The following is a 21533-nucleotide window of genomic DNA, read 5'->3' on the forward strand; positions in this document are numbered from 1 at the left end:
AGACATCCGGATGGTTGTAGCCTCTTCGCAAAACACCGGAAAACGATCACTCGACCCGCTTGACGGCCGGTTCCGTCCGGCTCCCCTCCCGGGCTGTCCGCGCCGCCATACCAGGCACGTCGGCTCCGGGCTGCCCGGCGGTCAGGATCGCCGCACACTGGAGAAGTGACCGGCCAGAGCGACCGCCCGATCGCCGACTACGCGCTGCTCTCCGACTGTCAGACCGCCGCGCTGGTCAGCCGCGACGGCTCCGTCGACTGGCTGTGCCTCCCCCACTTCGACTCCCGGTCCGTGCTGGGCCGGCTCCTCGGCCCCGAGGCGGGTCACTGGTCCATCCGCCCCGCCGGCCCGTACACCGCACGCCGCGCATACCTGGACCGCACCCTCGTACTGCGGACGGAGTTCCGCACCGCAGGAGGTCTGGTCACGGTCACGGACGCTCTGGCCTCCGGGCTGAACGAGCGCGGCCACGACCTCGGCCGCCGGGCCCCGCACCTGCTCCTGCGCGTGGTGGAGTGCGTCGAGGGCCGGGTGGAGGTCGACATCGAGTTCGCGCCGAGACCGGAGTACGGGGTGGTCCGCCCGCTGCTGAGCCCTCAGGAGGGCGGGCTGCACTGCCACGGCGGTCCCGACACCCTGGGGTTCTGCTCACCGGTGCCGCTGGAGATCACCGACATGGCGCGCGGCCGGTGCGTACTGCGTGCGGGGGAGACCGCGGCGTTCGCGCTGCACCAGGTGCCCGCGGGCAGCGGCCTCGAGCTCTCGACGCAGGAGGCGATTCGCGGGCACCTGCGCGACACCGTCCGCAGCTGGCGCTCCTGGTCGGAACTCCATCAGTCGTACGAGGGCCCCTGGGCGGAGCTCGTCCACCTGAGCGGTCGCGTCCTGCAGGGGCTCACCTTCCAGCCGACCGGAGCGATCGTCGCGGCCCCGACCACCTCACTGCCGGAAACGGTAGGCGGAGTACGCAACTGGGACTACCGCTGCGCCTGGGTCCGGGACGCCTCGCTCACCCTGGACGCGCTGTGGGTCGCGGCCTGCCCCGACGAGGCCGAGGCCTTCTTCCAGTGGATGGCGCGGGCCGCCGCGACCGACCCCCACCACTGCGCCTCGATGCAGATCATGTTCGGCATCCGTGGCGAACGGGACCTCAGCGAACGTGAACTGCCGCATCTGCCGGGCTGGCGCGGAAGCCGTCCGGTCCGCGTCGGCAACGGTGCCTGGCGGCAGAGCCAGCTGGACGTGTACGGCGAACTCCTGGGCGCCGCCCACCGGCTCCGCCGGCACCTCGGCGGCCTGGACGCCCCGACCAAGGCGTTCCTCGCCGGTTGCGCCGATGCCGCGGCCGCCCGCTGGCAATCACCCGACCAGGGCATCTGGGAAGTCCGCAGCGCCCCGCAGCACTTCGTGCACTCCAAGCTCATGTGCTGGGTCGCCGTCGACCGCGCGATCGAGCTGGCCGACCAACTCGACGCCGCCGAGCGGATCCCCGACTGGTCCCGGACCCGTGACGAAATCCGCGCGGCGATCGAGGACTACGGCTGGAGCGACGGGGTCGGCGCCTATGTGCAGGCTTTCGGCTCCGACCTCCTGGACGCGTCGGTGCTGATGATGCCGATCGTCGGGTTCGTCGCGGCGGACGCCCCGCGGATGCGGGCCACCATCGACGCCGTACGCGACGGGCTGACCGGCCCTGACGGCCTGGTCCACCGCTATCTGGACATGGACGACGGCCTGCCGGGCGACGAAGGCACCTTCCTGTTGTGCACCTTCTGGCTGGCCCAGGCGCTCGCGCTGGCCGGTGACACCGGAGCAGCCCGTGAACTCTTCGAACGCGCGGCAGGCTGCGCCAACGACGTGGGGCTCCTGGCCGAGGAGGTCGACCCGTCCGGAGGTGGCTTTCTCGGCAACTTCCCGCAGGCCTTCAGCCACACAGGCCTGGTGAACGCCGCATGGGCCATCCACCAGGCCACCTCGCCCGGCGACCCGGCGGCGACGGGCAGCTAGCGAGGACAGGCCTGAACCGGTTTCGTGCAGTTGACAGCAGGTCCTGGCACAGAATTTGACTAAACACATACTCAACCGGCGTATTGCCTCTGGACAACGTTGTCAGCATCCGGGCAGAGTGGCCTCCCCGGAATGCGGATTTTGGCACCACTCAGGGAAGGGCTGACGTGATGGTCGCGTACGGAGCACTCGACATCGGCGGTACGAAGATCGCCGGGGCGCTCGTGGACCCGCAGGGCCGGCTGCTGGCTCGCGCGCAACGGCCCACGCCGGCAGGCGAGTCGGCCGAAACCCTGATGGGCGCGGTCACGACGGTGCTGGACGAGCTCGCCGGGCACCCTGCTTGGCGAGCCCTCACCTGCCTGGGCATGGCGAGCGCGGGCCCGGTCGACACGGCCGCCGGAACCGTGAGCCCCGTCAACATCCCCGGCTGGCGCGGCTTTCCCCTGGTCGACAGAGTCCGCTCACACCCGTGTGTACCCGCCCGCATCACCCCCGTGCTGATCGGGGACGCCGTCGCCATGACTGCGGCGGAACACTGGCTGGGCGCTGCTCGCGGTGTGGACAACGCCCTGTGCATGGTGATCTCGACCGGCGTCGGGGGCGGGCTGGTCCTCGACGGGCGGCTGCATGCGGGGCGGTCGGGCAACGCCGGTCACATCGGCCATATCTCGGTCGACCTGAACGGACCCAAGTGCCCCTGCGGCGGCCGGGGTTGCGTGGAGCGGCTGGCCAGCGGCACGGCGATCGCGGCGCACGCCCTCGCGGCAGGCTGGACGCCACCCGCCGGGGCCGCGCCGACCGCCGCCGCCGTCGCGGCGGCGGCCCGGGAGGGTGACGCCCTCGCGCAGGCGGCGTACGAACGGGCGGCGCAGGCGCTGGCGGCGGGCATCGCCGCGACGGCCGCCCTGGTCGAACTCGACCTCGTGGTCATCGGCGGGGGAGTGGCGCAGGCCGGCGACACGCTGTTCGCACCGTTGCGTCGGTGGATGTCGGAGTACGCGGTCCTCGACTTCGCCAGGGATGTGCCGATCGTGCCCGCCGAACTGGCCTTGGATGCAGGCCTGATCGGCGCGGCGGCGGTAGCCGCCGGCACCACGTGGGGCGCGCCGGGGACGGGCGCCGCGGGGACGGGCGGCCCGCAGGCCGGGAAAGCCCGCGCCTGCGAAGGCGAGGGGGCCGTCGGTCACGTTGGATACGGCCCAGGGCCGAGGACCTGACCATTTCGGCGGCGGAACTACGGCTGCGGAGGGGGCACATGGCGCGCTACGCGCCCAGCCCCGTGCTCGAATACTCCGCCGATCCGAGAAGACCCGTGTCCCGGTCGTAAGGCATCCGATCAGCCCCGATATCACCCCCGACAACTGAACTACAGCTAAACTTAACCGGTTTGGCTTCAACTGTTGCTCTCGTGGAAGTCTCCTTCTAGCCTCTCTCCCAGCCGCTGCGAAGGCATTGCTCACCACTCCCACCCCCACCCCCGGTCACGGAAACAAGTGGTGGCCTTCAGCGACGACTTGCTGTCCCGCTGTCCGGTGTGAGCCGCACACCGAATCCCCGGGCAGCGGGATTCCACCGGCCCGCACACTTCCTCACCGAACTTGCCATGAGCCAGGGGCGGGGAATGAGCGTGCCCGCGCCCCGCCGGGCCGGACGGGCGAGCCGGACGGACAACCCTTCACTGAACGGCCGTGCCGCGCGGACCGAACACGTCTCGGACGCGGCCGGCACGAGCGACCACCATGGGAGCGACAATGAGAAGAAGACTGGCCACCGCGGCGGGAGCGCTGCTGGCCATCGCGGCCTCGCTGCTGGCCGTCCCGTCCACCGCGCACGCGCAATCACAGGCGGAACAGGGATTCCACGTCAGTGACGGCCGCCTGCTGGACGCGAACGGCAAGGACTTCGTCCTGCGCGGCGTGAACCACGCCCACGCCTGGTACCCCACCAGGACCCCGCAGGCGCTGAAGGACATCAAGGCGCTGGGTGCCAACTCGGTGCGGGTGGTCCTCGCCACGGGAGACCGCTGGACCAAGAACGGCGCAGCCGACGTCGCCGCGGTCGTCACCCAGTGCAAACAGAACCGCCTGGTCTGCGTTCTCGAGGCGCACGACACCACGGGATACGGGGAGCAGGCCGGTGCTGTGTCGCTGTCCCGCGCCGTGGACTACTGGCTGAGCATTCAGGACGTACTGAAGGGCCAGGAGAAGTACGTCATCCTCAACCTGGGAAACGAGCCGCACGGCAATTCCGGCTACACCGCCTGGACTTCCGACACGCAGAACGCCATCAAGCGTATGCGTGACGCCGGATTCGACCACACGCTCATGGCCGACGCACCCAACTGGGGCCAGGACTGGGCGTTCACCATGCGGGACAACGCCGCGAAGGTGTTCGCCGGCGATCCCGACCGCAACACGGTGTTCTCGATCCACATGTACGGCGTCTTCGACACCGCAAACGAGGTGAACGATTACCTGAACCGGTTTACCTCACAACATCTGCCCCTTGCCATCGGCGAGTTCGGCAACGCCCACTCGGACGGCGACCCCGACGAGGACGCCATCATGGCCGCTGCCCAGCGGCAGGGCGTGGGCTACCTCGGATGGTCCTGGAGCGGCAACGGCGGCGGAGTCGAATACCTCGACTTGGCCACCGACTTCGACGCCTCCCGGCTGTCCGCCTGGGGCCGGCGTCTCTTCGAGGGCGCCAACGGCATCAAGCAGACCTCGCGGGAGGCCAGCGTCTTCGCCTCCGGTCCCGCGGACGGCAGCTGCGCAGTCAGCTACCGGCTCAGCGACTGGGGCAGCTCGTTCAACGCGGACGTGACCATACGCAACACCGGCACCACGGCGGTCAAGGGCTGGCGTCTCGACTTCGCCTTCCCCGGGCAGCAGAAGATCAACTCCGCCTGGAACGCCCGCACGGCCCAGGACGGCAGTCAGGTGCGCGCCACCAACGAGTCCTGGACGGAGACGATCCCCGTCGGCGGCTCAGTGAGCTTCGGCTTCAACGGCTCCTCCACGGGGACCAACGGGGTCCCCGCCTCTTTCGCCCTCAACGGAGTGGGCTGCGCGAAGAGTTGACGGACGCGCACGTGCGCAGGGCCGCGTCCCCCAGTGGGCGCGGCCCTGCTTGCGTTATTCATCGTCACGGACCTGTGTGGGTCCCAGCGGGCGCGGTGCCGCGTGCGTTCCCCGTAGGCACCGTGGCGGCCGGCCACCACGGTGTGCTCCCCCCGGCTACGAGCCGGCCTCCGGTGCCCGGGCGGTGGATCCCCGTGGTGTCAGCGTGGGAGTGGGCGCCTGATGCGCACCGCTGTGCGTCCCGTTGATGACATCGAACAGGACCCGCGCCACCTCGGCGCCGAAGTGGTGCACATCGTGGCTCATCGCCGACAGCGTCGGATGGGTGATCCGGCACAGCTGGGAGTCGTCCCAGGCGATCAGCGACAGGTCGTCGGGAACCGAGAATCCCATCTCGGCCGCGACGCCCGCGCCCGCGACGGCCATGATGTCGTTGTCGTAGACGATGGCGGTGGGCCGGTCCGCGGCGAGCAGCAGCGAGCGGGTGGCGCGGGCGCCCTCCTTCTCGTCGAAGCCCGTCGCGATCTGGCGGGCCGCCTCCAGCCCCAGTTCACGGGTCGTGGACGCGAACGCGCGTGCCCGGATGGCGCTGTGGCCGAGGTCCGCCGGACCGCCGACCCGGGCGATCCGGCGATGGCCGAGAGCCGCCAGATAACGGACGGCTTCGGCGACCGCCGAGGCGTCGTCGGTCCACACCGCCGGGAAGGGCCCGGTCAGGGAGGGGTGGCCGACCGCGACGGCGGGCAGACCGGTGCCCCGCAGCGACGGCAGCCGGGGGTCGTTCTCACGGAAGTCCACCAGGATCGCCCCGGCGATCATCCGGCCGCCCCACCAGGCCTTGTAGAGAGCGATCTCCTCGTCGAGGTCCCGCACCAGGCGCAGCAGCAGCGAGCAGGACCGCTCCGCCAGGACGCTCTCGATACCGGAGATGAACTCCATGTAGAAGGGTTCGAGGCCGAGCAGCCGCGCCGGCCGGCACAGGGCCAGTCCGACGATGTCCACCCGCTGGTTGGACAGGCTGCGCGCGGTGGCGCTGGGGGCCCAGCCCAGTTCCCTGGCCGCCTCGAAGATCCGTTCGCGGGTGGCCGCCGAGACGCCCGGCTTGTGGTTGAACGCGAGCGACACCGCACCCTTGGACACTCCCGCCCGGGCGGCGACGTCCTTGATCGTGACCCGCTCCGCCGGGCCGCTCATGTGGCATCCACGCAGTACAGGGCGGCCCTTACGTCCTGCTCGCCGACTGGGCCGCAGCCGGTGACCCGGATGCGTGTGCGCTCGCCGGGCAACAGGGTCTGCGGGCCGCGGTCACAGACGGCGGCCGGGGCGAGCCGGTCGGGCTGGAGCAGCAGGTCTCGGACGAGGGTACGGGCGGTCACCACGACATCGACTCTATCCTCCCGCCCCTCCACCGGCTCGACACCGACTTCGTAGACGGACCGGGGGCAGGCGAAGTCCTTGTCCGCGACGGGGAAATGAAGCGCGCGCAGCCCGTCGGCGTCGGCGACCAGGAACTCCTTGGCGGACCGCTCGGCAGGCGCGACCTCCCGCGGCACCGGGACCCGGGCGACCGAACGGGGCGCGGCCGCCACGTCGAGGACGCTCTCGCGGAGCAGTGTCCCGTCCGCCGCGCACCGCCGCAGTGTCACCGCCGTCCGCCAGGCGGTGGCGGACTGGTTGACCGCGGCGAGGACGAGACCGTCCGCGTCCGGCTGCACGGTCAGCAGGCGGTCGGCGTAGACGCGACGCAGCTCGTGGTACAGCGGTTTCAGGCGGCCGTCACCGTCGATCGCGGACCATGAGGTGACGGGCCAGCAGTCGTTCAGCTGCCAGACGACCGTGCCGGCGCAGACGGGCCAGTGCGAGCGCCAGTGCTCGATCCCCGCCGCGACGGCCCGGGCCTGGACGAGCTGGGTCAGGTAGTGCCAGCGGTCGAAGTCGCCCTCGGGCAGCGGGAAGTGGCGTGCCACCCCCCGGTCGAGCTTGCCGTTGCCGTCCTCGGCCTTCTGGTGGTGGAGCATGCCGGGGGAGTCGGGCGCCAGCCGCTCGCCGGGCAGGGCGCGGCGCAGGGTGGCCTGCGCGGGAGGCGCCTGCCAGCCGAACTCCGCGACGAACCGGGGCACGCTCGCGCGGTACTCGGCGTAGTCCTGGCGGTTCCACACCTCCCAGGAGTGATGGGTGCCGTGCGCGGGGTCGTTGGGGTGGTGGTCCCAGGTTCCGGACCAGGGGCTGCCCGCGGTGTAGGGGCGGGTCGGATCGAGTTCGGCGACGATCCGGGGGAGCAGCCCCAGGTAGTAGCCCTCACCCCAGGAGTCGCCGGCGAGCGCGCCCTCCCAGTCCCAGTCGCGAAAGCCCCACAGGTTCTCGTTGTTGCCGTTCCACAGCACGAGGGAGGCGTGCGACATGAGCCGGACAACGTTGTCACGGGCCTCCGCCTCGACCTCGCCGCGCAGCGGCTGTTCCTCGGGGTAGGCGGAGCAGGCGAAGAGGAAGTCCTGCCAGACCATCAGGCCCAGTTCGTCGCAGACGTCGTAGAAGGCGTCGTCCTCGTAGATGCCGCCGCCCCACACCCGCACCAGGTCGATGTTCGCCCCGGCGGCCTGGGTGAGCCGGGTCCGGTAGCGCTCGGGGGTCACCCGGGAGGGGAAGGCGTCGTCGGGGATCCAGTTGACGCCGCGGGCGAAGATCCGTACGCCGTTGACGACCAGGGTGAAGCCGGTGCCGTGTTCGTCGGCCGAGCGGTCGAGCTCGACCGTCCGGAAGCCGATCCGCCGTTCCCAGCTGTCGAGGGGGCGCCCTTCGTCGTCACTGAGGGCGATGTGGAGGTCGTACAGGGGCTGTTCGCCGTAGCCGCGGGGCCACCACAGGCGCGGGTCGGACACCTCCAGCCGCAGCGTCACCTCGTCACCGGTGAGGACGGCCTCGGCGCGGGCGCCGGCCACCCGGGCCTCGACGCGCAGCGCGCGTCCCTGCCCCCGCTCGGTCCGCTCCACACCGAGATGCACGTCGACCCGGCCGCGGTCCTGGTCGACGGTGACCACGGGGCGTACGTCGTCGATGCGGGCGGTGGACCAGTGTTCCAGCCGCACCGGCCGCCAGATACCCGCCGTCACCAGCGTCGGCCCCCAGTCCCAGCCGAAGTTGCAGGCCATCTTGCGTATGTACTGCGACGGTTCCGGATAGACGTTGGGCCGCTCTCCGGTGACCGCCCGCACGGCCGCGGCCTCGTCGTATGCGGAGGCGAAGCGGACCTCCAGTTCCCCGGTGCGTCCGGTGACGTCGAACCGGTGGCGCCGGTGCATGTTGCGGGTCGTCCCGAGCGGCCGGCCGTCCAGGGTGATGTCCGCGGCGGTGTCCAGGCCGTCGAAGACCAGATCGGTCCGCTCGTGCCCGGTGGCGTGCGCGAGGGGGCGCGTATACGTCCAGGCGCGGCGCCCCACCCAGGCGAGGCCGGTCTCGTTGTGGCCGATGAAGGGGTCGGGGATGGCCCCGGCGGTCAGCAGATCGGTGTGGACGCAGCCGGGCACCGCGGCCTCCAGCAGTTCCTCGCCATGGCGCAGGCTCCAGCCCTCGGTGAGCTGCGTGACGTCCTTCATGGTGCGGCTCCAATCGCCTGACTCAGGCTGGTGGATGGACAACGGCCGACAACCTAACCCGCTGATCAGGTCCTGTCCATAAACCGGTCTAGTCGTTCTCGGTGCTTGCGAGTCCCGGACCGGCCCTTGCGATGCTTGGGAGGTGGGTACTTCCTGGTAACGATTAAGTATCGTGGTGGAAATCTGAGCTTTACCGGTTAACCCGCGGCTGACATAGTGCCGACATCCCACCCGCAGAGCTGAGCCGCACACTTGAAGGAGCTGGGCACATGGGGAACATGAAGACGCTCACGGGAGCGCTTCTGGCCGTCACGGTCCTCGCCGTCGCTGGATGCAGCGGCCAGGGCACGGCCTCCGGTGAGACGGCGAAGGCGCCCGCCGACCCCGCCGACGCGTCGGGCACCATCAAGGTCCTCACGCACCGGACCGACCTCGTCCAGAACGGGACGATGGACAAGTACGCCGCCGAGTTCAACAAGACCTACCCCAAGGTGAAGGTGAAGTTCGAGGCCCTCACCGACTACGAGGGCGAGGTCAAGATCCGGATGAACACCGAGGACTACGGCGACGTCCTGATGATCCCGGCCGCCATCGCCAAGAACGACTACCCGAAGTTCTTCGCTCCGCTGGGCGGCGCCGCGGACCTGGGCGGCAGGTACCGCTTCAGCGACAAGACGGAGGTCGGCGGCAAGGTCTACGGCATCACCACCTTCGGCACCGCCAACGGCTTCCTCTACAACAAGGCCGTCTGGAAGAAGGCCGGCGTCAGTGAGTGGCCCACCACGCCCCGGGAGTTCTACGACGACCTGAAGGCGATCAAGTCCCGGACGAACGCAGTGCCTTACTACACGAACTTCAAGGACGGCTGGCCCCTGACCGCCTGGAGCAACAGCGTCGGCTCGGTCACCTGCGACGCCAAGGCCAACGACAAGCTCGCCGGTGCGGTCTCCCCCTGGAAGCGGGGCGGCGAGCTGCACACGATCGACTCGCTCCTGCACGACATCGTCAAGGGCGGCCTGTCCGAGAAGGACCCCAACACCACCAACTGGGAGGCGTCCAAGGGGATGATCGCCCAAGGCAAGGTCGCCAGCATGCAGTTGGGATCCTGGGCCATCACGCAGATGCGAGACGCCGCCCGGAAGGCCGGCGCCGACCCGGACGACATCGGCTTCATGCCCTTCCCGGCCCAGAAGGACGGCAAGTACTGCGCCGTGCTCGCCTCCGACTACCAGCAGGCGGTCAACATCCACTCCGACGACAAGGCGGCGGCGCGGGCCTGGATCGACTGGTTCACGGAGAAGTCCGGCTTCTCGGCGAAGGAAGGCGCGGTGCCCGCACTGAAGTCCGCCGCGATGCCCAGCACACTGAAGGACTTCGTTGACAACGATGTCACCTTCCTGGAGCGCTCGGAGGCCGGGACCGGCGACGTGAACACCATCGACAACGCGGCGGAGATAGGCCTGAACAAGCCGGACTACCGCCAGAAGCTGGTCGACCTCGCTCGCGGTGCCCAGAAGGGCGACCTCGACGACTTCTTCGCGGACCTCGACAAGCGCTGGAACGAGGCGGCCGAAGCCGCGGGCTCCTGACCGTCAGCCGGCCCCTGCCGCCAAGCAGCCACGGCCCCGCCCGGACCGGCGGACGGGGCCGACCGCCCGTCGCAGATCAGCGGACGACGAAAGGCCCGACATGACCGAGACGACCGACACGGCGCCCGCGAAGGTGCCGCGCACCGCCGCCCCACCCCGCAGGACGGCACGCCGCCCCGTGACTCCGGGCGGCGGCCTGCGAAGCGGCCCCCTGCTGCGCCGCCTCACCCCGTGGCTCTTCCTCGCGTTCCCCCTGATCCTGCTGGTCACGTTCACCTACGTGCCCGTGGGCAACATGATCTATTACAGCTTCACCGACTGGGACGGCGTCAGTCCCGACCGGAACGTCACGGGTTTCGACAACTACCGGCAGCTCTTCACCCGGCCCGAACTGTTCCGGGTGTTCTTCGTCAGCTTCTACTACCTCGCGGCCTCCGCCGTGCAGATCGTGATCGCCCTGTACTTCGCGACCGTCCTCAGTTTCGACCTGCGCTTCCGGAACCTCTTCAAGGGCATCCTGTTCTTCCCGTACCTCATCAACGGCGTGGCCATCGGGTTCGTCTTCCTCTACTTCTTCCAGGACGGCGGCACGCTGGACTCGGTGCTGTCCTGGTTCGGCGCCGGATCCGACCACGCGTGGCTCGGTGACCCCGAGTCGGCCAACACCTCGCTCGCCGGCGTGTCCGTGTGGCGCTACACCGGGCTCAACTTCGTCCTGTTCCTGGGTGCGATCCAGTCGATCCCCGCCGAGCAGTACGAAGCGGCGCAACTGGACGGAGCCACCCGGTGGCAGCAGTTCCGCCACCTCATCGCCCCGAGCATCCGGCCGGTACTGAGTCTCAGCGTCATCCTGGCGATCTCCGGGTCGCTGTCGGTGTTCGAGATCCCCTACATCATGACCGGCGGCGCGACCGGCACATCGACCTTCGTCATCCAGACGGTCAAGCTCGCCTTCCAGTTCAACAAGACGGGCCTGGCGTCGGCCGCCGCCGTCGTCCTGCTGCTGATCATCCTGCTGATCACCTGGATCCAGCGCCGCCTCGTGCCCGACGAGAAGGTGGACCTCGTATGACCACGTCCCTGCCCGCCCGCCGGCGTCGGATCGCACCGGCCCTGACCTACCTGTCGCTGATCGTCGCGTCGCTGGTCATCCTGGTGCCGCTCGTCGTCGTCTTCCTGACCTCGCTCAAGACCTCCAAGGAGGTCACCGACGGCGGCGCCCTGACGCTGCCGGGCGACTGGCTCAACTTCGGCAACTACGCGACGGCGTTCACCGACGGCAAGATGCTGCACGCCTTCGGGAACACCGCGTTCATCCTGCTCTTCTCCATCACCGGAACGGTCCTCATCGGGTCGATGGCGGCGTACGCGATCGACCGCTTCGCGTTCCGGGCGAAGAAGCCGGTCATGGCGCTGTTCCTGATCGCCACCCTGGTCCCCGGGGTCACCACTCAGGTCGCCACCTTCCAAGTGGTCAACAGTTTCGGCCTGTTCAACAGTCTCTGGGCGCCGGTCCTGCTGTACATGGGGACGGACATCGTCTCGATCTACATCTTCCTGCAGTTCATCCGGGGCATCCCGGTCTCCCTGGACGAGGCCGCCCGCCTGGACGGGGCCAACGCGTTCACCATCTACTGGAAGATCATCCTGCCGCTGCTGAAACCGGCGATCGCCACGGTCGTGATCATCAAGGGGATCACCGTCTACAACGACTTCTACATCCCCTTCCTCTACATGCCCTCGGAAGACCTGGGCACCATCTCGACCGCCCTGTTCCGCTTCAAGGGACCCTTCGGGGCGCACTGGGAGGCCATCTCGGCCGGCACCATCCTGGTGATCGTCCCGACCCTGCTGGTGTTCCTCTTCCTCCAGCGCTACATCTACAACGGCTTCGCTCAGGGCGCGACGAAGTGACACCCGTCGGCTCCGCGGTCACCGCCCGCGGAGCCTGGGTCACTCACGGCCTTCCGGACCACGAGGGTTCCGGCCCACCGGTCCGGCTGATCCGCGGGCCACGCCCGCGCGTGCGCGTCCTCCGCCTCATCGCAGGGTGAGCCGGGTCTCGGACTCGACGCGGGTCAGCTTCTCCGGGTTGCGGACGTAGTACAGGCTCGTGATGCGCTCGTCCTCGACGCGGATCCCCATGATGCCGTCGAGCTCGCCGTCCAGGCGTACGACGAGTGCCGGGTTGCCGTTGACCACGGTGGGGTCACACGTGATCGTGCCCTTGGTCCTGCTGACGCCGCCGAGGTAGAAGCGGACCACCTTCTCGGCGCCGACGACCGGCCGCAGCGCGGCCCGCTTGATGCCACCGCCGTCGCTCACGAGGACGACCTCGGGGGCGAGCACGTCGAGGAGGTCCTGCGGGTTCCCGGTCTCCAGCGCGCGCTGGAACGACTCCAGGACCGCCCGGGCCTGACGCTGGGAGGTCATCTTGGGGGGACGGCCCTCATCGACGTGCCGCCGGGCCCGGTGTGCGATCTGGCGCACGGCGGCCGGGGTCTTCCCGACCGCCTCGGCGATCTCGTCGTAGCCCACCTCGAAGACCTCGCGCAGCACGAACACCGCCCGCTCGGTCGGCGAGAGTCTCTCCAGGACGAGCATCATCGCCATGGAGACGCTCTCGGCGAGTTCGACGTCGTCGGCCACGTCCGGCGTGGTGAGCATCGGCTCGGGCAGCCACTGCCCGACGTACGCCTCCCTGCGCCGCCGCATGGTGCGCAGCCGGTTGAGGGACTGCCGGGTCGTGATCCGCACCAGATAGGCCCGTTGGTCGCGCACCTGCTCCAGATCGACGCCGACCCAGCGCAGCCAGCTCTCCTGGAGGACGTCCTCCGCGTCGGCCGCCGACCCGAGCATCTCGTACGCGACGGTGAAGAGCAGGTTGCGGTGGGCGACGAACGCCTCGGTCGCCGGGTCGGTGGGACGGTTACTCATGTCTCGGCATCCTTCCGTCGCGTCGGCCTTCCTGCCGGAAGCGTCCGAGCGCGTCTGCACAACAGGGACCTGTTCGCCAACAGCCGTTCGCCGTGCCCCGCCTGTCCGGCGCGGCCGAGGAGGAGACCACCCGGCGTACGACTGTGACACGCGGGCCGATGATGATCCACCGTCTGAGCGGGGGCTGAGGAACGCGTGCGTGCGGCGGCACTCCGTGAAAGGGGCGTCACCGCACGACCTGCGCTCCGGACCAGCTCGCTCAGACCGAATCGACGCGTGCCTCCGCCTCGGGCTTCTGCCGAGGGCCGGCCGGCGACTCGCCGCTCCTGGTCTCCAGCAGCTCGTTTCGCTTCGTACCTCCCGAGACGCGGTGCAGACCGTACGTACCGGGCTTGCCCGCCTCGTCGACGAGATACTTGACGACGCCCTTGCACACGTACTCCTTGATCTTCGCGCCGGGCCGGCCGGCGATGTGGAACGGCCGCGCGACGTCGTTCCGATGGGCGAACTGGAAGATGCCCGCGCCCCGGCCCAGGCTGATGCACTGACCGGCGAACACTTGGTTCAGCGGAGCGGGCTGCTCACCGGTGACCCGGGCCAGCACCGTGTCCGCGGCCCGGGCCCCCAGCGGGAGCGCGGCCTGGCAGCTCATCCGCAGCGGCAGGCCCGACGGCGCCGCCGAGTCCCCGGCCGCGACGATGCGCATGTCGTCCACGCTGGTCAGCGTCTCGTCCGTCAGCAGCCGGCCCAGGGCGTCGGTGCTCAGCCCGCTGCGGACGGCCAGGTCCGGCACGCCGAATCCGGCGGTCCAGATGGTCACCGCACTCGGCAGGGTGCGGCCGCCGCCGAGCTGCACGGCATCGCGGGTCACGGCCGTCACCTTCGTGCCGGCGCCGTCGAGCACCGTCACACCGAGCCTGCCGAGGCGCCTGGCGACCGAGCGCCGTCCCCGCGGGTGCAGGTACGGGCCGAGCACGCCGCCGCACACCAGGGTCACCCGGCGGCCCTGCTCCGCCAGCTCGGCCGCGGTCTCGATACCGGTCGGACCGGCTCCGACCACGGTGACCGCGGCCGTCACCGGCGCCGCGTCGAGAACCGGCCGCAGCCGCTGCGCCTCCTCCAGGCCGGCAATGGGGTACGCGAACTCGGACGCTCCGGGGACGCCCGGGTCGGCACTGCCGCTGCCCACCGCGTAGACCAGGTAGTCGTAGCCGACCGAGCCGCCCGTCGCCAGCGTCACGCGGCGCTCCGGGGCGTCGATCCGCGTCACGGTGTCCACGAGCAGGCCGACGCCCTGGGCCAGGACCTCGCGGTAGGCGACGACCGCGCTGTCGGACCCGCCCACCAGCTGGTGCAGGCGAATCCGGTGGACGAAGGACGGTCGCGGGTTGATCAGCGTCACGGTGATGTCGTCCCGCTGCGTGAGCCGGTTGGCGGCGAGGACGCCGGCGTATCCGCCGCCGATCACGACGACTTCGGTCTTCCCAGTCATGGTGTCTCCTTCATTCCGAGTGCGTTCGGCCTTGAGACACCGCGCTTCGGGATGTTGTGACAGTGTGTGAAGCAGATCACGTCATGAGCGGACCGGGCGCCGCTGTGCGCCTTCCACCGATCGCCCGGCCGGCCCGGCGCGCACCGCTGCCTCGGGGTCAGGGTTCTACCGCGGCCGACGCTCTCCGGCCTCTCGGGCCTCTCGGGCAGCGAGTGCCCATGGCTCGGACACTCGGCCTTCCCTGAGCCCTTTTCCCCGGCGAGAGATGCGTGCGGCTGCCCGCGTCAGTTCGTCGCGGCCGACTCCCTTTTGCTGACGATTTCAGGTTCGGCCGGGTCGTTTCCTGCCGTTCCCGTGAGGCGGTAGGCGAAACGATTTGTCCGAGGTGGCAGGGGGCTTCCCGGCCGTCATTCCGACGGGAAAGGATCACTCGTCCTTCCGCCTTCGTCCCGGGGCTTGTCCCATGTCGCCGGAGGCAATGATTTCCCCAGGACGACTCGCTCTCGCGTTCGGCTCGGGGGAGCACCGAGGACCGCTCGGGGGGAGGGGGGCCGCCCTCGTGGGCCCGTCCCCTCCTGGCCGCGCCGCGAGGGGGAATTGCAAAAGAATCCTTTCTGTAAGATGCTGTCCTGCGATACGAGAAACCATTCTGCAACATACTGAATCGAAATCAAGACCTGCGAATTCTTATTCGATTCAATTTCTATAGCCTGCAATAAATACCTTTTGCGAAGTTTGGCTCCCCCTGCGTGTCCCGCGTTCTGCGGTGCCTCGGTGAGTGCTGTGCGGACGGCGCAATGAGGGCTTCCGGGAAACCTTGAACGGTCTGGGAGCCGCCGCTTTCGCACAGAAAATCGGTTTCGTATGAAGTTCAGATCTCCTGATGTCGCACGACGCCGCACCGTCTCCACCTGGCTCACGGCGGCTTTCACCACGGCTGTTTCCGCAGCAATGGTCGTCGTGGCACCGACCCAGGCGTTCGCCGCAATTCCCGTACCGCTGGGCACGGTTGAACCCTTCGCGGTGCTGGCAGGTGAATCGGTCACCAACACCGGACCTTCCGTGATCACCGGCGACGTCGGGGTGAGCCCCGGCACGGCGATCAGTGGGTTCCCGCCGGGAATGGTGAACGGGGTCATGCACGCCGCGGACGCCGTCGCGCTCCAGGCCAAGTCCGATCTGGTGGCGGCGTTCAACAACGCGGCGGGCCAGGCCACGAACGGCGCACTCCCGCCGGACGCCGGAGGGCTGACGCTGGTACCCGGCGTCTACACCGCCTCTTCCACCCTGGGCCTCACCGGCACCCTCACTCTGGACGCACAGGGCAACCCCAACGCGGTCTGGGTCTTCCAGATCGGCTCGGGACTGACGACGGCGTCCGCCAGCCGCGTCGCCCTCATCGACGGTGCTCAGGCGTGCAACGTGTTCTGGGAGGTCGGCAGTTCGGCGACCCTCGGCACCGACTCGACCTTCGTCGGCACCATCATGGCCCTGACCTCGATCAGTGCCAACACCAGGGCGAGCATCGACGGCCGGGCGCTGGCGCGTGAGGGGTCGGTCACCCTGGACACGAACAGGATCACCCGCGCCACCTGCGCCGGCGGCACCACCTCCGGCACCACGACGGGGACGACCTCCGGCACCACGACGGGGACGACCACCGGCGGCACAACGGGCGGCGTGCTCGGCGGTGTGCTCGGGGGCGTCCTGACCGGCGGTACGACGGGCGGTACGACGGGCGGCACTCCCACGGGCGGCGCGCTCGGTGGCGTACTCGGCGGTGTGCTGGGCGGAGTCCTGACCGGCGGCACCACCGGCGGTACTCCGGGCGGCGGGACGACCACCGGCGGGACGGCCACCGGCGGGACCACTACCGGCGGCACGACGACCGGCGGCACGACGACCGGCGGCCCCACGGGCGGCGGCAACGGCGGCGGCCACACGGGTGGTGGACACGGTGGCGATCACGGTGGCGCTCACCCGGGCGGTGGTCACGGTGGCGGTCACACCGGTGGCGGCCACGGCGGCGGTGACTCGGGTGGCGGTCACGGAGGCAAGCCGGGTCACGGCGACGAGGGGTACGGCAAGTCCGAGGAGCACGGTGGGTACGGCGAACGGCCCAAGGCTCCGGGCAAGCACGAGGGTTAGCCGAGGGCGCGACGCACGCGCTGCCGGCTGAGCGATGCGCGGCGGGGACTCTCTCCGGCCCGCCGCGCACCGCCCCAGTTCAGTTCACGGGGCGGACCGGAGCGAACGTACGGCGGACGAGAGGGACAGGGCGGCCAGTGCTGGGCGGAGTCGAAGCAGAGCACGAGCGGAAGAGTGAGCGGACCGGCGGCTCGGAGCCGGCCGTCGGCGGCACGGCTGAAGGGGCAGGGCAACCCGGAACGGATGCGAGACGGGAGGCGCCCGGTGCGCGCAGGCGGACGGTGAGGGGAATCCTCAATACCGGCGTAGCTCTGTGTCTGGCCATGTCCCTGGCACACGTGGTGCTGGTCTTCCTGCACGTGGCGCCCCCCAACGTCGTCTCGCAGCGTTACAAGTCCCAGGTTGACGCCTGGATCTATCCGCTCTTCGAACAGAACTGGCGGCTCTTCGCGCCGGACCCGGACTCCGTCAACCGGACGGTGTCCGCGCGGACCGCGCACACCGCCCGCGACGGTTCGGTCCGAGTGAGTCCCTGGTTCGATCTGACCGCGGTGGACGAAGCGGCCATCGAGCACAATCCCTTTCCGAGCCACACCTCGCAGAACCTTCTGCGCCGGTCCTGGACGTCCTACGTGGAACTGCACGGAAGCGATGACATCTCGCGTTCGGCCCGGGCCGTGATGATGCGGCAGTACCTGCGCAACGTCGCCGCCGACCGAGTGGCCGAGCTGAGCGGCAAGCCGTTCGAGTCGATCCAGCTCCGGGTCGCCACGCTGCCCATCGCCGCTCCCGGCACCCCGGACAGCAGCCGGCGTGCCGCTGCCGCGCACGCCGATCTACGGCTTCTGCCCTGGTGGAAGGTAACCCCCGATGGGAAATGACCCGATGCGTCACCAGGCGGCTCCAGGACGGCACCCCTCGCCCACCTCGCCCACCTCGCCGGCCGCGGAGGCCTCTTCGGACAAGGCGTCCGGGCGTCAGCTGCTCGCGATCGTGCGGGGCCGGCTCGGCGGTCTGATCCGGCGCGCCTGGGCCCTGCTGACGGACCGCCCCGTCTCCCTGTACGCCGTGTCGGTGCTGCGCATCGGATACGGCTCGCTCTACCTGGTCTTCCTGCTGCGCGAGTTCCCGCACCGCGACGAGATCTGGGGGCCGGGTTCACCGTGGACACCGGCTCTCGCGCGGCAGCTCTTCGACCAGACGGGCTGGGTCAGCGTGCTCACGCTGTCGGACAGCCGCCTCTACTTCGAACTCTGCTATGCCGCGGCGCTGGTCATCTGCGTGCTGTTCCTGCTGGGCTGGCGCACTCGTGCGGTGTCCGTGCTCTTCGCCGTCGTCGTCGCGTCCTTCCACGCACGGGCGATCTACATGACGGACGGAGGCGACAACCTCGTCCTCCTCATGGCGGTCTACCTCACCCTCACCGCGTGCGGACGCAGATGGTCCCTGGACGCCGGAAGGGCCCGTCGCAGGCCGGCGGGGAACACGCGAGTCCGGTGGCCCGGCGGCGCCGTACCGGAACTGCGCGAGGCGCGCCGCACCATCGTGACGGCCGTGCACAACTGCGGGCTCCTCGTGATCGCCCTCCAGGTCTGCTTCCTCTACGGCGCGGCGGGTCTGTACAAGGTGCAGGGCGGAACCTGGGGCGCCGGAACCGCACTGCACTACGTCCTGAACCTCGAACTCTTCCAGTCCTGGCCCGCGGTCTCCCACTGGGCGGACGGCCAGGCGGCCACCCTCGCGGTGGCCGGCTACCTGACCGTGCTTCTCCAGGTCGCGTTCCCTTTCGTGCTGTTCGGCAGGCTCAAGTACCCGGTACTGGCGATGCTGCTCGGCATGCACACCGGGATCGCGGTCCTCATGGGACTGCCGTTGTTCTCCGGTGCGATGATCATCGCGGACGCCGTGTTCCTGCCGGACCGGTTCTACACCGCGGTGGGCGGCCTGGCCGGGCGGTGGCCGGGCGCACGGGCCGGGTCGGCGGCGCGGCCGGGGTCGGTTCCGAAGCAGACCGAGCGCAGTCCCTCCGTGACCAGTGCTTCCTGATGCTCGTCCCTCGTGCGCCGGTACGGCGTGGCCGGCCCCGGCAGGTGCACCGCGCCGGGGGCCGGTCCGTATCCCTCCGGCTTCTCAGGCCGGGGGAGCGTCCCGGGCCGCATCCACGGTGGGATACAGCCGCAGGACCGTGTCGGCACCGGTGATGTCGAACAGCCTCGCCAGGTTGGTGGGCGTGGCGGCGAGGCGCAGATCGGTGAGCTGGTGGAAACGCAGCAAGAGGTTGAGAAAGCTGGAGTCGCCGAAGGTGACGCCGCTCAGATCGAGGATGACTGCGTGATGCCGCGTGCGGGCCGCCTCCAGCTCGTCGGCGACGGGAGCGATGTTCGAGGCATCGAGGTCGCCGCGCGGCACGATGACCGGGGGCGCGGGAACTGCGCTGTCGTGTGTCGCCATGCGCTGAGTATTACCGATGATCGGATCCGTATGGACGGGAGGGAGCACTTTGGGGAAGGCAGCGTGAGGTATGCGTGCGGGTGCGCCGTGAAGGGGTACTCGAACGGCGCACTCCGGACAGGGGTGCGTACTGGGGAGGCCGCTGGAGCGCGATCGAGCGGCGCCGCAGCCGCGAGGTATGGAGATGGTGGAATTGCGCGTCAGTGAGGTCTACAGCGGGCAGCCGGGCTGTATAGCGACGGCCAGGCGGGCGGTGACGGCGTTCCTGGCCCGGATCGGCACCGACACGGCCGTGCGCATCCCGGCCGACACGGTGGGGCAGGCGCAGCTCGTGGTGAGCGAGCTGGTGACCAACGCGGTCCAGCACACCGGCGGCGAATGCGGGCTTCAGCTCGAGCTGGTCGCGGACGAGGTGGAGATCACCGTCTGGGACACGGACGCGTCGCCGGCCGAGGTCACCGTGGCCCAGCCCGATCCGCTGCGTGTGGGACAGCACGGCCTGGAGATCGTGAAGGCGCTGTGCGGCCGCCTCCGCGTCAGCCCGGCGCCGCGAGGCAAGCAGGTGCAGGTCCGCATGGCGCTTCCGCTCGCGGTGTAGGACCTCCCCTGATCGAATTCGGCAGGCTGGAGCATGCCGAGCCCCGCGAAGGCGATGAAGCCGTTTGGGACGAACTCACCCGGCGGACCTCGTACGTGCGGAACGACGTCGACGCGCGCCTCGCCCACGGGCTGGCCGCGCACCGCGGGCGGGCGCGGACGCTCCGTCGGTGACGGCCTCTCGGGACTCGGTCCACCGCCGCGAGACGCGTCGGTGCGGAACGCCGGGGGTGAAGGGCGCATGAGACGCCAGTTGCTCATCGTGCGCGACGGCGGGGGTCAGGTCGGGTATGAGGGGGCCAATGGTGGTTGGCGGGGGAGGTGAGGGGGGTGGGGACGGCGCCGTGGCGGCGTTGGCGTCGGCTGTACTCGGTGATGGCCTGCCACAGGTCACGTCGGTCGTTGTCGGGCCAGTAGCCGGGGGTGAAGTACAGCTCGGCGTAGGCGGCGTGCCAGGGCAGGAAGTTGGAGGTGCGCTGTTCGTTGCCGGTGCGCCACAGCAGGTCCACGTCCGGCATGTCGGGGTGGGGCAGATGGCGGGCGAAGTCGTCCTCGCCGAGGAGGTGGGGGTCCACTTCACCTTCTCGGGCTGCCTGGGCGAGCGCTGCGGCGGTCCGGGTGATCTCGTCGCGGCCGCCGTAGTTGATGCAGGTGGTGAGTGTCAGTCCGGTGCGGGTGCGGGTGCGGTGCTCTTCCCGTCTGAGGGAGTGGACCAGGTCCTGGGGAAGTCTGTCGGGACGGCCGGACCAGCGCTGGCGTACGTTCATGTCACGGAGGGGACCCTCGTCGAGTTCGCGTCGGGTCGCCTCCAGGATGTTGGTGATCTCCTCTGTGTCGCGCTTCCAGTTCTCGGTGGAGAACATGTAGAGGGTCAGATGGCGCAGGCCGATCTCCAGGGCGCCATAAACCGTCTCGTACACGGCGGCGATGCCGGCGCGGTGGCCTTCATGGCGGGGCAGGCCGCGCTGCTCTGCCCAGCGGCCGTTGCCGTCCATGATGACCGCGACATGGGAGGGCATTCGGTCGGCGGCGATCTGCGGGGCCCGCATGCCGTCGGGGTGCGACGGCGGGGGCCGGAGCCCCGTGTCGTCGGCTGCCGGGCCCGGATCGCCCGGGTCCGCCGCAGGGGGCCGGGCGGTTGGCACGGTCATGGGGGTCAGGCTCCAGGCCAGGGCTGAGCGGAGGCGGGCGGGAGCCAGCACACGGGTGCGGGCCACGACGGAGGGACGCGGTGCACGTGTCAGCACGGTGGGGCCGGCCGCGTCGACGGCATCGAGCTGGGCGCGCATCAGGCAGGCGGCCGTGTTGAGTACGGTGGCGGCACCCGGGTGCATGCCTCTGGTCATCGCGGGCCTGGTCACCCACCGGCGGGCCAGAGCCGTCAGGTCGCCGATCAAAGCCGCAGCAGCGGGACTCCAGCGCCCCTGTCGCAGGTCGTCTTCCGCGCCGGGAAAGGCGTCCAGGGCCTCCTGCGGCAGGAGCAGGAGCCCTTGGGCGAGGTCGGCGCTCAGGTCGGTGAGAAGGTCGGTGAGCTGGGCGCCGTCGATGAACCGCTTGTAGTCCTGTTGCCGGTCCAGCCCGAGCGTCATCGGCGCTCCGGCCTGTTCGAACAGGTGCCACTGCATCCCTATTG

Annotated in this window: 16 protein-coding genes; 10 read left to right on the top strand and 6 right to left on the bottom strand. The window is 70.0% G+C overall.

The window, feature by feature from the left end; genetic code table 11:
- The first annotated feature begins 165 nt into the window (after positions 1-165).
- From ACFYP4_RS22080 to ACFYP4_RS22090, 3 genes are all read left to right on the top strand, one after another.
- A complete protein-coding gene (locus tag ACFYP4_RS22080) occupies positions 166-2007 on the top strand; it encodes a glycoside hydrolase family 15 protein (protein ID WP_388787277.1) in 1842 nt (613 codons plus the stop codon).
- A gap of 170 nt (positions 2008-2177) precedes the next feature.
- On the top strand, positions 2178-3227 hold the full coding sequence (locus tag ACFYP4_RS22085) for an ROK family protein (protein WP_358853592.1): 1050 nt from the start codon (positions 2178-2180) through the stop codon (positions 3225-3227).
- Positions 3228-3761: 534 nt separating this feature from the next.
- Positions 3762-5093, top strand: coding sequence for a cellulase family glycosylhydrolase (locus ACFYP4_RS22090; RefSeq protein ID WP_388787280.1), 1332 nt, complete (start codon positions 3762-3764; stop codon positions 5091-5093).
- A 156-nt stretch (positions 5094-5249) separates the two neighbouring features.
- Here the strand turns inward: ACFYP4_RS22090 and ACFYP4_RS22095 are convergent, their stop codons facing one another.
- Both ACFYP4_RS22095 and ACFYP4_RS22100 read right to left on the bottom strand, forming a co-directional pair.
- Positions 5250-6287 carry a LacI family DNA-binding transcriptional regulator gene (locus ACFYP4_RS22095; RefSeq protein WP_358853573.1) on the bottom strand — a complete coding sequence of 346 codons (1038 nt, stop codon included), beginning with the start codon at positions 6285-6287 and terminating at the stop codon, positions 5250-5252.
- A complete protein-coding gene (locus ACFYP4_RS22100) occupies positions 6284-8686 on the bottom strand; it encodes a glycoside hydrolase family 2 protein (RefSeq protein WP_388787283.1) in 2403 nt (800 codons plus the stop codon). The genes ACFYP4_RS22095 and ACFYP4_RS22100 overlap by 4 nt, the downstream gene beginning before the upstream one ends.
- Before the next feature lie 269 nt (positions 8687-8955).
- Here ACFYP4_RS22100 and ACFYP4_RS22105 point away from each other — a divergent pair, with 269 nt between their 5' ends.
- The 3 genes from ACFYP4_RS22105 (at position 8956) to ACFYP4_RS22115 (ending at position 12189) form a co-directional block, all read left to right on the top strand.
- Positions 8956-10275, top strand: a complete 1320-nt coding sequence (locus ACFYP4_RS22105; protein ID WP_358853571.1) for an ABC transporter substrate-binding protein — start codon at positions 8956-8958, stop codon at positions 10273-10275.
- Positions 10276-10375: 100 nt separating this feature from the next.
- Entirely contained in the window at positions 10376-11347 is a 972-nt protein-coding gene (locus tag ACFYP4_RS22110; RefSeq protein ID WP_358853570.1) for a sugar ABC transporter permease, read from the top strand.
- Positions 11344-12189 (top strand): carbohydrate ABC transporter permease, encoded by an 846-nt coding sequence (locus ACFYP4_RS22115; protein ID WP_358853569.1) that lies wholly within the window; start codon positions 11344-11346, stop codon positions 12187-12189. Before ACFYP4_RS22110 ends, ACFYP4_RS22115 begins: the two co-directional genes overlap by 4 nt.
- Positions 12190-12315: 126 nt before the next feature.
- Here the strand turns inward: ACFYP4_RS22115 and ACFYP4_RS22120 are convergent, their stop codons facing one another.
- Together ACFYP4_RS22120 and ACFYP4_RS22125 are read right to left on the bottom strand one after the other, a co-directional pair.
- Positions 12316-13212: an RNA polymerase sigma-70 factor gene (locus tag ACFYP4_RS22120; RefSeq protein WP_388787288.1), complete on the bottom strand. Its 897-nt coding sequence runs from the start codon at positions 13210-13212 to the stop codon at positions 12316-12318.
- A 259-nt stretch (positions 13213-13471) separates the two neighbouring features.
- Positions 13472-14704: an NAD(P)/FAD-dependent oxidoreductase gene (locus tag ACFYP4_RS22125; protein ID WP_388787291.1), complete on the bottom strand. Its 1233-nt coding sequence runs from the start codon at positions 14702-14704 to the stop codon at positions 13472-13474.
- Between the two features lie 864 nt (positions 14705-15568).
- On the opposite strand from ACFYP4_RS22125, the gene ACFYP4_RS22130 reads away from it, so the two are divergent.
- The 3 genes from ACFYP4_RS22130 to ACFYP4_RS22140 all read left to right on the top strand — a co-directional run bounded on the left by ACFYP4_RS22130 (position 15569) and on the right by ACFYP4_RS22140 (position 18898).
- Positions 15569-16852 carry an ice-binding family protein gene (locus ACFYP4_RS22130; RefSeq protein WP_388787294.1) on the top strand — a complete coding sequence of 428 codons (1284 nt, stop codon included), beginning with the start codon at positions 15569-15571 and terminating at the stop codon, positions 16850-16852.
- A 323-nt stretch (positions 16853-17175) separates the two neighbouring features.
- Positions 17176-17733, top strand: a complete 558-nt coding sequence (locus tag ACFYP4_RS22135; RefSeq protein ID WP_358853565.1) for a DUF5819 family protein — start codon at positions 17176-17178, stop codon at positions 17731-17733.
- The gene (locus ACFYP4_RS22140) at positions 17723-18898 is read left to right on the top strand and encodes an HTTM domain-containing protein (protein ID WP_358853564.1); all 1176 of its coding nucleotides are present in this window, start codon (positions 17723-17725) and stop codon (positions 18896-18898) included. The genes ACFYP4_RS22135 and ACFYP4_RS22140 overlap by 11 nt, the downstream gene beginning before the upstream one ends.
- Positions 18899-18982: 84 nt before the next feature.
- On the opposite strand, the gene ACFYP4_RS22145 is transcribed toward ACFYP4_RS22140, so the two are convergent.
- Entirely contained in the window at positions 18983-19303 is a 321-nt protein-coding gene (locus tag ACFYP4_RS22145) for an STAS domain-containing protein (protein ID WP_358853563.1), read from the bottom strand.
- Positions 19304-19487: 184 nt separating this feature from the next.
- On the opposite strand from ACFYP4_RS22145, the gene ACFYP4_RS22150 reads away from it, so the two are divergent.
- On the top strand, positions 19488-19901 hold the full coding sequence (locus tag ACFYP4_RS22150) for an ATP-binding protein (protein ID WP_358853562.1): 414 nt from the start codon (positions 19488-19490) through the stop codon (positions 19899-19901).
- A 256-nt stretch (positions 19902-20157) separates the two neighbouring features.
- Here ACFYP4_RS22150 and uppS read toward each other — a convergent pair whose 3' ends face one another.
- Positions 20158-21525: a polyprenyl diphosphate synthase gene (uppS, locus tag ACFYP4_RS22155; protein ID WP_388787298.1), complete on the bottom strand. Its 1368-nt coding sequence runs from the start codon at positions 21523-21525 to the stop codon at positions 20158-20160.
- Positions 21526-21533: the final 8 nt, after the last annotated feature.

Origin of the sequence: Streptomyces sp. NPDC005551, assembly GCF_042871785.1 — a bacterium.
GTDB lineage: Bacteria > Actinomycetota > Actinomycetes > Streptomycetales > Streptomycetaceae > Streptomyces.